We start from the raw sequence: 11,567 nt of genomic DNA on the forward strand, positions 1-11,567 counted from the left end.
AGGTTCGCCGGGGAGGCGAGGTGGGCAGTTTCGATCAAAATGCCGTTATGGGCAAGCCCGGCCCGACAGGACAACAAAAACCCCTGTGGGAGCGAGCTTGCTCGCGATAGCGGTGTGTCAGTCAAATCGTTGTTGGTTGTGCCGCCGTCATCGCGGGCAAGCCCGCTCCCACAGGGTAGTGTGTTGGCAGTGATTACCAGGGAATGGTCTCACCCCGGTAATTGATGAAGTGATGCCCGCCCTTGCCGACATACGCATTCACCTGATCAACCAGGCCACGGGTGCTGGTCTCAACGTCGATATCCGCACCTTCACCACCCATGTCGGTCTTCACCCAGCCCGGGTGCAGCGACAGTACAGTGAGCGTTGTATCGCCCAACTGAGTGACGAAGCTGTTGGTCATGGAATTCAGTGCCGCCTTGCTGGCCTTGTACAGCGCCAGCTCCGGTGCATCGGGCATGGTCACGCTGCCCAGCACGGAGCTCATGAACGCCAGCACGCCGCTGTCCGGGCGCAGTTGTTCGACAAAACGCTGGGCCAGGTTGATCGGCGCCACGGCGTTGGTGAAAAACAGCTGGCCGACGTCGGCCATTGTCGCGCCACCGTTCGGCGTCTGGACATCCGGCCCCTTGACCCCGGCATTGACGAACAACAGGTCAAACACCTCACCCTTGAGTTGTTGGCTCAGGGCGGACACTGCTGGCTGATCGTCCATGTCGAGCTGTTCGATCCGCACCTTGCCCAGGGCCTGCAAGGCCTCGGCTTTTTGCGGATCGCGCACGGTGGCGGTGACTTGCCAGCCATCGGCCAGCAGGGTTTTCACCAGCCCGAGGCCAAGCCCCCGGGAGGCGCCGATGATGAGTGCGGTTTTTGCCTTGGACATGAGTGGCTTCCTTGAAAGTTCAGGATCGTGGATTCAATGGACACTGTTGCCCGAGCCGTTGTTGCAACTCTTCGCGTAGCGCGCCGAGTTCGGCCATGCGGGCTTCGATCAGTTTGAGTTTGTCTTGCAGCAGTTGCGTGACGGCGCTGTCCGGGTCGGGTGACTGCCAGATTGCCGCGACGCTGTTGCCGATCTCGCCGAGGGTAAAACCCAGCCGTTGAGCGGTCTTGATGTACTGCACCAGTTGCACCATGTCTGGCGGATAGTCGCGATACCCGTTGGCGCTGCGTTGCGCCGCGATCAATCCGCGCTGCTCGTAGAAGCGCAGCGTGTCGCGGCTGACGGCGCTGGCCTGGGCTAATTCACCGATGCGCATCATGACGTCTCGAAGGGGCTTGACCCTGGAGCATACTCCAGGCTTTAGCCTTGTTGCTCCCTGAATTGATGGAGCAATGACGATGTGGACTACAGCGCAATATCGCCGGTTGGTGCAAGGCAGTGCCTGGTATGACTTGTTGGTGACGATGGCGTTTGTCACGCCGTGGAGTTTTGCAGCGTTGCATGGGGTTTTGACTGCGCTGAGCCAGGCGTTGAATTTGCCGGGTGAGTTGCCACCGTTCGAACCGGTGCACATGTTGATGGCGAATCTGTTGGGCTCGATCGTCTGCGTATGGTCGGTGCTGCGGATTCGTGATCCTCAGCAGGTTTTCGGGCGGTATGACGCCGTGGCCAGATTCCTGTTCTCGGCCTGGCAGGCTTATGCCCTGATCCAGGGTGCGAGTTCGATTCTGGTGGTTTTTCTGGTGTTTGAATTGGCGTGGGGCGTGGCTCAGGTGTTGCCTGTTCGGGCCCCTTCGCGGGCAGGCCCGCTCCCACATGGGATGGGTGTGAACTCGGTCAAATGTGGGAGCGAGCCTGCTCGCGAAGAGGCCCGCCCAGGCACAGCCTAATGCCCGGCCTGCCACGGCTGCCCCAACGACACCGGCGCATACAACCGTGTCCGCAGCGCATCCCGTGACAACAGCACCAACACCACAATGGTCGCGACATACGGCAGCATCGCCAGCAGGCTCGACGGAATCGCCAGCCCCAATCCCTGCGCCACCAGGTGCAGGATGCTGGCGAGCCCGAACAGGTACGCACCGAGCAGCAGACGCCACACCCGCCAACTGGCAAACACCACCAGCGCCAGGGCAATCCAGCCGCGCCCGGCGCTCATGTTCTCCGCCCACATCGGTGTGTACGCCAGGGACAGATAGGCCCCGGCCAACCCGGCCATCGCGCCACCAAACAACACCGCCAGGGTACGCACTGACAACACCGGCAAGCCCATGGCACTGGCGGCAGCGGGGCTTTCCCCGACGGCTTGAATGATCAGCCCGACTCGGCTTTTCAGAAGGACCCAGGCCACCAGCGTAAACAGTGCGAACGACAGATAGACCAACAGGTCCTGGGCAAACAGCATCCGCCCGATCAGCGGGATCCCGCTCAGATAGGGAATCGCCAAGGGTTCGAAACCCGCCAGCGGTTTGCCGACCCAGGCCGCACCGACAAAAGTCGAGAGGCCCACGCCGAAAATCGTCAGGGCCAGACCGGTGGCCACCTGATTGGCATTGAACACCAGCGCCACCAGCGCAAACAGCGATGACAGCAGCATCCCGGCGAACATCGCCAGCACTACTCCGAGCCACAAGTGCCCGGTGTTGAACGCGACGATGAAACCGATCACCGCGCCAAACAGCATCATGCCTTCCTGGCCCAGATTGAGGACGCCGCTTTTCTCGCAGATCAGTTCCCCCAGTGCTACCAGCAGCAACGGCGTGCCGCAGCGGACCATGGCGTAGAAAATATTGCTCAGCAGATCGATATCCATCACAACGCTCCTGCGTGTACGGCGGTGGCTTGGGCACGGCGGGTCCAGCGCAGGTTCAAGCGCGGCCGGTAGAGAATCAGCACGTCACTGGCCAGCAGGAAAAACAGCATCATGCCCTGGAACAATTGGGTGATCGCTTGCGGCAGGTTCAGGCTCATTTGTGCGCTTTCGCCGCCGATGTACAGCAGCGCCATCAACAGGCTGGAAAACAGGATGCCGAGCGGATTCAGGCGACCGAGAAATGCCACGGTGATCGCCGCATAGCCGTAGCCCGGCGAGACCTGCGGCACCAACTGACCGATCGGCCCGGTGACTTCGCACACACCGGCGAGGCCGGCCAGACCGCCGCTGATCAATAGCGCGAGCCAGATCAAACGCTTTTCGCGAAAGCCGACGAAACCGGCGGCCCGCTTGTCCAGCCCGAGCACCTTGATCTGGAAGCCGACAAAACTTTTCTGTAACAGCACCCACACCGCCACCAAGGCGAGCAGGGCGAAATACACCCCGGCGTGAACCCGTCCATCCTCCATCAAGAGCGGCAAGCGGCTGGCATCCCCGAACATCGCTGACTCGGGGAAGTTGAACCCGGCGGGATCCTTCAACGGACCGTGAACGCAGAACAGCAACAGGTTCAGCGCGATGTAGTTGAGCATGATGCTGGTCAGGATTTCATTGGCGTTGAAGCGCGCGCGCAACCACGCCGTCAGGCCGGCCCAGGCAGCACCGGCCAGGGTGCCGGTGAGCAGAATCGCCACCAGCGCCCAGCGGCTTTGCATATCGATGATGTTGACCGCCAGCGCACTGCCGGCCAAGGCACCGAGCAGCAGCTGGCCTTCGGCACCGATGTTCCAGATGCGCGCCTGGTAGGCAACGGCCAGACCCAATGCGCACAGCAGAATCGGCAGGGCTTTGACCAACAATTCAGAGACGCCATACAGGTCGCTGACCGGCGCGATCAGCAGCCTGTGCAAGGTCAGCAGCGGGTCATGCCCGAGCGCGATGAACAACAACGATCCACAGCCCAGGGTCAGCGCAGCCGCCAGCAACGGCGAGCACCACAGCATCAGCCGCGATTGCTGGCCGCGGGGTTCAAGAGAAAGCAGCATGTGACACTCCGTTAGCGCGTGGCGGATGCGAGTGATTGAGGGGCTGCGAACTGGCCGGCCATCCAGCCGCCGACATCGCTCAGGCGCGTATCGACCGTGGCGTGGAGCGCCGACAGTCGACCGCCGCACAAGGCGCCGAGGCGGTCGCTGATCTGGAACAGTTCGTCGAGGTCTTCGGAAATCACCAGGATCGCCGCGCCGGCATCACGCAAGGCAATCAAGGCGCGGTGAATGGTGGCAGCCGCGCCGACGTCCACACCCCAGGTCGGGTGCGCGGCAATCAACAGTCTGGGTTGCTGGAGGATTTCCCGGCCGAGGATGAATTTCTGCAGGTTGCCGCCGGACAGGCTGCGGGCCGGGGTCTGGCTATCGGGTGTCTTGACCCCGAAACGGCGGATGATTTCCTCGGCCAGCGCTTCGACTCTGCTGCGCCGGATCAGACCCTTGCTCACCAGTCCTTGCTGGAAAGCGGTCAATAGCGCGTTGTCTGCCAGGCTCAACTCTGGCACCGCGCCATGGCCCAGGCGTTCGGCGGGGACAAAGCTCAGGCCCAGTCTGCGACGTGCGTCAGGGTGTAAATGGGCAACCGGTTCCTGGCCAAAACGCAGGGTTGCGCCTTCGTTGCGATTGAGGCGTTGTTCGCCGCTGAGCAGGGCGAGCAGCTCGTCCTGGCCATTGCCCGCGACCCCGGCGATGCCGACGATTTCGCCGCTGCGCACTTCAAGATTGATGTCCTTGAGCGAGCAGCCGAACGGGTCCGGGTTGTGCCAGGACAATCCGCGTACATCAAGGAACGCATCACCCCCGGTCACCTTCGGATAGTTTGCGATCAGCTGCGCCGCTTCACCGACCATCAGGCGCGCCAGTTGCTGATCCGTACAGTCGGCTGGCACGCAATGTCCGGTCACGCGCCCGCCGCGCAGTACCGTCGCGCTCTGGCACAACGTGCGGACTTCCCCGAGCTTGTGGCTGATGAACAAAATGCTGCAGCCCTCGGCGGCGAGCCGGCGCAGGGTGACGAACAAGTCGTCGGCCTCTTGCGGCGTCAGCACCGAAGTCGGTTCATCGAGAATCAACAGGCGGATGTCCTGCATCAGGCAGCGAATGATTTCCACCCGTTGCCGTTCTCCAATCGACAGGCTGTGTACAAGTCGCTCCGGTTCCAGCGCCATGCCATAGCGCCGGGACACCTCGCGAATCTTCGGCTCAAGTTGTCTGGGTGTGCCTGCCGCCGCGCCCATGGCCAGGGCGATGTTCTGTGCCACGCTCAAGGTTTCGAACAGCGAGAAGTGCTGGAACACCATACCGATGCCCAGGCCTCGCGCCTGGGCCGGGTTGCGCAGGCTCACCCGTTGACCTTGCCAGATCACCTCGCCGGAATCGGCCTGGGTCACGCCGTAGATGACTTTCATCAGCGTGCTTTTGCCCGCGCCGTTTTCGCCGAGCAGGGCATGGATCTCGCCAGGAGCAATGGTCAGGTCGATGGCATCGTTGGCCAGGCAGCCGGGATAGCGTTTTGTGATTGCGCGCAGTTGCAGGCGCGGAACAGGAGCGGGGATTGGGGCGTGATTGGGCATGACAGGCTCAGTGCTGTTGGACTTGTGCCTGTGGATAAAGCAATTATCTGGCCACTCGGTCAGGAAAACTTCGGACTCCTGTGAGCCGGGGCGTTGAGTACGCAGTTTTCAAATGTGCCGCGCAGAGCCCGGCACCACATAGGGGCAACGGCGCAAATCAAGCCCCGATTTTGCTCGTGGGATTTTGCTCAAAAAATGATCAATCGACCACAAGCCATACCGTGCAGGGTGCCGAGGCGGCCATGAACGGGTTATCCACAGATTGCTCCACAGTATTTGTGCGCAAGCTCAAGGCATGGGCATAAGCACTGGGTGGCTTTCTTCTAAAGGTGATAAATCGCCGTAACTGTTTGTTTTTGCTTGAATTTGATGCGCTTGATGGCAGATTGGACGAAAATTGAGCAAAGTCCGCAAAGCCGCATGACAGAAGGGTTACAGCGGTATGTGCTCAGGTTATCCACAGCCGGGTGCACAGCAGATGTGGGCAAATATGGAATAAGTGGAAAAACGGCGTGCCCCAAAAGATCGCAGTACGATCCCCTGTAGGAGCTGCCGAAGGCTGCGATCTTTTGCTCTTCTTTTCAGCGCTGTAAAAGAATCCGTCCACGACTCAAATCGGCCAGCTGTGACTGCAAGGTATCGATCTGCGCATCGCCCACGGCCAACTGCAGCTCGACCCCATTGGCGGTGAAGCTTTCATCCACAACCAGTCCACCTGCCTCCGACACCCGCAGCTTGACCAGCGCCAGCTCGGCAAACCCGCAAGCGCAACGCAACGGTACCCGGCTGATCAACTCAACCTTTGGCGCCGCTTGCAGGCATTTGTTCGCACCTCCGCCATAGGCCCGGGCGAGACCACCGGTGCCCAGTTGGATGCCGCCGTACCAGCGAATCACCAGCACCGCGACCTGATCACAATCCTGTGCCTCGATCGCCGCCAGAATCGGCCGACCTGCCGTGCCACCGGGTTCGCCATCATCGGTGCTGCGATATTGATCGCCGAGCTTCCACGCCCAGCAGTTGTGCGAGGCATTCAAGTCACTGTGCTTTTCAATGAACGCCTGGGCCTCGGCCGGGCTGGAGATTGGCGCGGCGAAGGTAATGAAGCGGCTCTTGCGAATCTCTTCGCGGTATTCGCAAAAACCGCTGAGGGTAAAAGGCATATGTATTCAAATGGCAGGTTGCAGGCCGCAGCCCTTGAGAATGATGCGGATCAGGTTGTCCCCGGCGTCTTCCATGTCCTGTTTGGTCAACCGGGTGCGCCCGGTGACGCGGCAGATCTGCGTGGCGAAGTCGGCGTAATGCTGGGTGCTGCCCCACAACAGGAAGATCAGGTGCACCGGGTCGACCGGGTCCATTTTACCGGCGTCGATCCAGGCCTGGAACACGCCCGCACGGCCCTGGAACCAGGCGCGATAGTCCTGGTTGAAATACTCGGTCAGGCATTCACCGCCACTGATGACTTCCATGGCGAAAATTCGCGAGGCTTGCGGCTGGCGGCGGGAGAACTCCATTTTGGCGCGAATGTAACGGGTCAAGGCCTCGGTCGGATCATCCTCGGCGGTGAGGGTGTTGAAGGTGCTGTCCCACAACTCGATGATGTTGCTCAGCACCGCCACGTACAAACCGAGCTTGTTGGTGAAGTAGTAATGCAGGTTTGCCTTGGGCAGCCCGGCGTTCTGGGCGATGGTGTTCATGCTCGTGCCTTTGTACCCGTGACGGGCGAACTCGTCTTCGGCGGCTTTGATGATGGTCTCTTCGTTCTTCTGACGAATGCGGCTGACGGGTTTTCCGCCGTGGGCTGGGACTTCAAAGGTCATAGGCACTTCCGAACAGGTAGGTGGGTGCAGCCAGTGCGTTGATAGCGTAAAACCGAAACCACCACAACCCTGTAGGAGCTGCCGAAGGCTGCGATCTTTTGATCTTGATTTTAAGGATCAAAAGATCGCAGCCTTCGGCAGCTCCTACAGGGGGGGGATTGTTCAACGCGTCGCGGCCAGGCTCTCGAGAAAACTCTCCAGCACCAGATGCGGGCGACGGCCCTTGCGTGTGACCGACGCCAGGCTCAGGTCATAAAAGCGTGCTTTCGGTTTCAGCGCGCGCAGACGACCTTGCTGAACCCAGAGGCTGGCATAGTGGTCCGGCAGATAACCGATATAGCGTCCGGTCAGGATCAGGAAGGCCATGCCTTCGCGGTCCGAGGCACTGGCGGTGCAATTGAGCGCCTGGTAGTGAGCCTGGATCTCCGCCGGCAAGCGGAAGGTGGGGGCGATGGCGTCCTGACTGTTCAGGCGCTCGTCGTCCAGTTGTTTGTCGTCGACATAAAACAGCGGGTGGCCGACCGCGCAGTACAGCAGCGAGCGTTCGCTATACAGCGGTTGATATTCCAGCCCGGAAAGCGCGCTGGCCTGCGGCACCACGCCGACGTGCAGGCGACCGTCGAGTACGCCTTGTTCGACCTCATTGGGCGCGATCATGCGGATCTGGATCTGCACGTCCGGGCCGCGCTCTTTCAACTGCGCGAGGGCATGGGTGATGCGCATGTGGGGCAGGGTGACCAGGTTGTCCGTCAGACCGATGATCAATTCGCCACGCAAGTGCTGGTGCAGGCCGTTGACCTCGGTGCGGAAGCTTTCCAGCGCACTCAACAGTTGCAACGCCGATTGATAGACCTCGCGGCCTTCTTCGGTCAGGGAAAAACCGGCGCGTCCACGTTGGCACAGGCGCAGGCCGAGGCGTTGCTCCAGATCGCTCATCTGCTGGCTGATCGCCGAACGACCGATGCCCAGCACGGTTTCCGCCGCGGAGAAGCCGCCGCATTCCACCACGCTGCGAAAGATCCTCAGCAGGCGAATATCAAAGTCGCTGACCTGGGCCAGCGGATCGGGACGGCGAGTGCTCATGCGGGTTACTCAAAAGTTTAGTGATTGGCTGACTGAACATTAGAAGAGTTGCATTTCACCGACTTTATCCCCGTGGCAATTTAGCTGCAACAACGGTTTTCAATCCTTACGCCGCTTATTGCCTTGCGAGGTTTTGCCCATGAACTTGCCTGAAAACGCCCCGACTTCGCTGGCCAGCCAGCTCAAGCTCGATGCTCACTGGATGCCTTACACCGCCAACCGTAACTTCCAGCGCGACCCGCGCCTGATCGTTGGCGCCGAAGGCAGCTGGCTGACCGACGACAAGGGTCGCAAGGTGTATGACTCGCTGTCGGGCCTGTGGACCTGTGGCGCCGGCCACACCCGCAAGGAAATCCAGGAAGCGGTCGCCAAGCAACTGGGCACCCTCGATTACTCGCCAGCCTTCCAGTACGGTCATCCGCTGTCGTTCCAGCTGGCCGAGAAAATCACCGACCTGACCCCGGGCAACCTGAACCACGTGTTCTTCACCGACTCGGGCTCCGAGTGCGCTGACACCGCGGTGAAGATGGTCCGTGCCTACTGGCGTCTGAAAGGTCAGTCGACCAAGACCAAAATGATCGGCCGTGCCCGTGGCTACCACGGTGTGAACATCGCCGGCACCAGCCTCGGCGGCGTGAACGGCAACCGCAAACTGTTCGGTCAGGCGATGATGGACGTCGACCACCTGCCGCACACTCTGCTGGCAAGCAACGCCTACTCCCGTGGCATGCCGGAGCAGGGTGGCATCGCCCTGGCTGACGAACTGCTCAAACTGATCGAACTGCACGATGCGTCGAACATCGCGGCGGTATTCGTCGAGCCGTTGGCCGGTTCCGCTGGCGTACTGGTTCCACCACAGGGTTACCTCAAGCGTCTGCGTGAAATCTGCGACCAGCACAATATCCTGCTGGTGTTCGACGAAGTGATCACCGGTTTCGGCCGTACCGGCACCATGTTCGGCGCCACCACCTTCGGCGTGACCCCGGACCTGATGTGCATTGCCAAGCAAGTCACCAACGGCGCGATCCCGATGGGCGCGGTGATTGCCAGCTCCGAGATCTACCAGACCTTCATGAATCAGCCGACGCCTGAGTACGCGGTTGAGTTCCCCCATGGCTACACCTATTCGGCACACCCGGTGGCTTGCGCGGCGGGCCTGGCAGCACTCGACTTGCTGCAAAAGGAAAACCTGGTGCAGAGCGTGGCCGAAGTCGCACCGCATTTCGAAAATGCACTGCACGGCCTCAAAGGCACCAAGAACATTATCGACATCCGCAACTTCGGCCTGGCCGGTGCGATCCAGATCGCTCCACGTGACGGCGATGCGATCGTGCGTCCGTTCGAAGCCGGCATGGCGCTGTGGAAAGCCGGGTTCTACGTACGCTTCGGCGGCGACACCCTGCAGTTCGGCCCAACCTTCAATAGCAAGCCGCAGGATCTGGACCGCCTGTTCGACGCGGTCGGCGAAGTGCTGGGCAAGATCGACTGATTTCTCCTTCTATATACCGATAAACAACGGGCGTCCGGGAACGGGCGCCTGTGGACAACTTTTCAGGAGCTTCCATGAGCGTTATTCCGCATTTGATCAATGGCGAACTGGTGACCGAGAACGGTCGCGCGGTTGATGTGTTCAACCCGTCTACCGGTCAGGCTATTCACAAGTTGCCGCTGGCGACCCGCGAAACCATCCAGAGCGCCATCGACGCGGCCAAGGCTGCATTCCCGGCCTGGCGCAACACGCCGCCGGCCAAGCGTGCCCAGGTGATGTTCCGCTTCAAGCAACTGCTGGAGCAGAACGAGGCTCGCATCTCGCAACTGATCAGCGAAGAGCACGGCAAGACCCTGGAAGATGCTGCCGGTGAATTGAAGCGCGGCATCGAGAACGTCGAGTTCGCTTGCGCGGCTCCGGAAATCCTCAAGGGCGAGTACAGCCGCAACGTCGGCCCGAACATCGATGCCTGGTCTGACTTCCAGCCGTTGGGCGTAGTTGCGGGTATCACGCCATTCAACTTCCCGGCCATGGTGCCGCTGTGGATGTACCCGCTGGCGATCGTCTGCGGCAACTGCTTCATCCTCAAGCCGTCCGAGCGTGACCCGAGCTCGACGCTACTGATTGCCCAGTTGCTGCTGGAAGCCGGTTTGCCTAAAGGCGTACTGAGCGTGGTGCATGGCGACAAGACTGCGGTGGATGCGTTGATCGAAGCGCCGGAAGTCAAGGCGCTGAGCTTCGTCGGTTCGACGCCGATTGCCGAATATATCTACTCCGAAGGCACCAAGCGCGGCAAACGCGTTCAGGCCCTGGGTGGTGCGAAGAACCACGCCGTGCTGATGCCGGATGCAGACCTGGACAACGCTGTCAGCGCACTGATGGGCGCGGCTTATGGTTCTTGCGGTGAGCGCTGCATGGCGATCTCCGTGGCCGTGTGTGTTGGTGACCAGGTCGCAGACGCTCTGGTGGCCAAACTGGTTCCGCAAATCCAGGCGCTGAAAATCGGTGCCGGTACTTCCTGCGGCCTGGACATGGGTCCACTGGTGACTGGCCAGGCTCGTGACAAAGTCAGCGGTTATGTAGAAGACGGCGTAGCCGCCGGCGCGACGCTGGTGGTGGATGGTCGTGGCCTGACCGTGGCCGGTCATGAAGACGGCTTCTTCCTGGGTGGTTGCCTGTTCGACAACGTCACACCAGAGATGCGTATCTATAAAGAAGAGATCTTCGGGCCGGTGTTGTGCGTTGTTCGGGTCAACAGCCTGGAAGAAGCCATGCAGCTGATCAACGATCACGAGTATGGCAATGGCACCTGCATCTTCACCCGTGACGGCGAAGCGGCGCGGTTGTTCTGCGACGAGATCGAAGTCGGCATGGTCGGCGTCAACGTACCGTTGCCGGTGCCGGTCGCGTATCACAGCTTCGGCGGCTGGAAGCGTTCGCTGTTCGGCGACCTGCACGCCTACGGCCCGGATGGTGTGCGTTTCTACACCCGTCGCAAGGCCATCACCCAGCGCTGGCCGCAGCGGGCGAGCCATGAAGCTTCGCAGTTCGCGTTCCCTAGCTTGTAAGTAGAAGGGCGTAGAAGGCCGACCCATTGGGTCGGCCTTTTTGTTTTAGAGGCTTTTTTGGCCTATATGACAGATTTGTGAAAATCAGTGCTTGACGGCAGATTCTGGAGGCCTATAATTCGCCCCACTTCCGGCGCAGTCGAAACGGAAAACTCCTTGATAAACAAA

11 protein-coding genes are annotated in these 11,567 nt (G+C 60.7%); 3 read left to right on the forward strand and 8 right to left on the reverse strand.

Annotated elements, in window-relative coordinates:
• Nucleotides 1-193: 193 nt before the first annotated feature.
• Both AC07YV_RS27125 and AC07YV_RS27130 read right to left on the reverse strand, forming a co-directional pair.
• Entirely contained in the window at nt 194-883 is a 690-nt protein-coding gene (locus AC07YV_RS27125; protein ID WP_102702264.1) for an SDR family oxidoreductase, read from the reverse strand.
• 19 nt (nt 884-902) lie between these two features.
• On the reverse strand, nt 903-1,259 hold the full coding sequence (locus AC07YV_RS27130; protein ID WP_102702273.1) for a MerR family transcriptional regulator: 357 nt from the start codon (nt 1,257-1,259) through the stop codon (nt 903-905).
• 82 nt (nt 1,260-1,341) lie between these two features.
• Between AC07YV_RS27130 and AC07YV_RS27135 the strand changes: the two genes are divergently transcribed.
• The gene (locus tag AC07YV_RS27135; RefSeq protein WP_218501208.1) at nt 1,342-1,833 is read left to right on the forward strand and encodes a hypothetical protein; all 492 of its coding nucleotides are present in this window, start codon (nt 1,342-1,344) and stop codon (nt 1,831-1,833) included.
• Here the strand turns inward: AC07YV_RS27135 and AC07YV_RS27140 are convergent.
• The 6 genes from AC07YV_RS27140 to AC07YV_RS27165 form a co-directional block, all read right to left on the reverse strand.
• Nucleotides 1,830-2,756 (reverse strand): ABC transporter permease, encoded by a 927-nt coding sequence (locus AC07YV_RS27140; RefSeq protein WP_102702266.1) that lies wholly within the window; start codon nt 2,754-2,756, stop codon nt 1,830-1,832. The genes AC07YV_RS27135 and AC07YV_RS27140 overlap by 4 nt on opposite strands.
• Complete coding sequence (locus tag AC07YV_RS27145; protein ID WP_102702267.1) at nt 2,756-3,862, reverse strand: ABC transporter permease; 1,107 nt, start codon at nt 3,860-3,862, stop codon at nt 2,756-2,758. The genes AC07YV_RS27140 and AC07YV_RS27145 overlap by 1 nt, the downstream gene beginning before the upstream one ends.
• A gap of 11 nt (nt 3,863-3,873) precedes the next feature.
• Nucleotides 3,874-5,439, reverse strand: coding sequence for an ABC transporter ATP-binding protein (locus AC07YV_RS27150; RefSeq protein ID WP_102702268.1), 1,566 nt, complete (start codon nt 5,437-5,439; stop codon nt 3,874-3,876).
• A gap of 581 nt (nt 5,440-6,020) precedes the next feature.
• A complete protein-coding gene (locus AC07YV_RS27155; protein WP_102702269.1) occupies nt 6,021-6,602 on the reverse strand; it encodes an IMPACT family protein in 582 nt (193 codons plus the stop codon).
• 6 nt (nt 6,603-6,608) lie between these two features.
• Nucleotides 6,609-7,259 (reverse strand): TetR/AcrR family transcriptional regulator, encoded by a 651-nt coding sequence (locus AC07YV_RS27160; protein WP_095964806.1) that lies wholly within the window; start codon nt 7,257-7,259, stop codon nt 6,609-6,611.
• 162 nt (nt 7,260-7,421) lie between these two features.
• A complete protein-coding gene (locus AC07YV_RS27165) occupies nt 7,422-8,342 on the reverse strand; it encodes a LysR family transcriptional regulator (protein WP_102702270.1) in 921 nt (306 codons plus the stop codon).
• A 139-nt stretch (nt 8,343-8,481) separates the two neighbouring features.
• Here AC07YV_RS27165 and aptA point away from each other — a divergent pair, with 139 nt between their 5' ends.
• Together aptA and AC07YV_RS27175 are read left to right on the forward strand one after the other, a co-directional pair.
• Nucleotides 8,482-9,831, forward strand: coding sequence for an omega-aminotransferase AptA (aptA, locus tag AC07YV_RS27170; RefSeq protein ID WP_102702271.1), 1,350 nt, complete (start codon nt 8,482-8,484; stop codon nt 9,829-9,831).
• 74 nt (nt 9,832-9,905) lie between these two features.
• Nucleotides 9,906-11,399 (forward strand): CoA-acylating methylmalonate-semialdehyde dehydrogenase, encoded by a 1,494-nt coding sequence (locus tag AC07YV_RS27175; RefSeq protein ID WP_102702272.1) that lies wholly within the window; start codon nt 9,906-9,908, stop codon nt 11,397-11,399.
• The last annotated feature ends 168 nt before the right edge of the window (nt 11,400-11,567 follow it).

The organism is Pseudomonas sp. GW456-E7 (assembly GCF_059424105.1).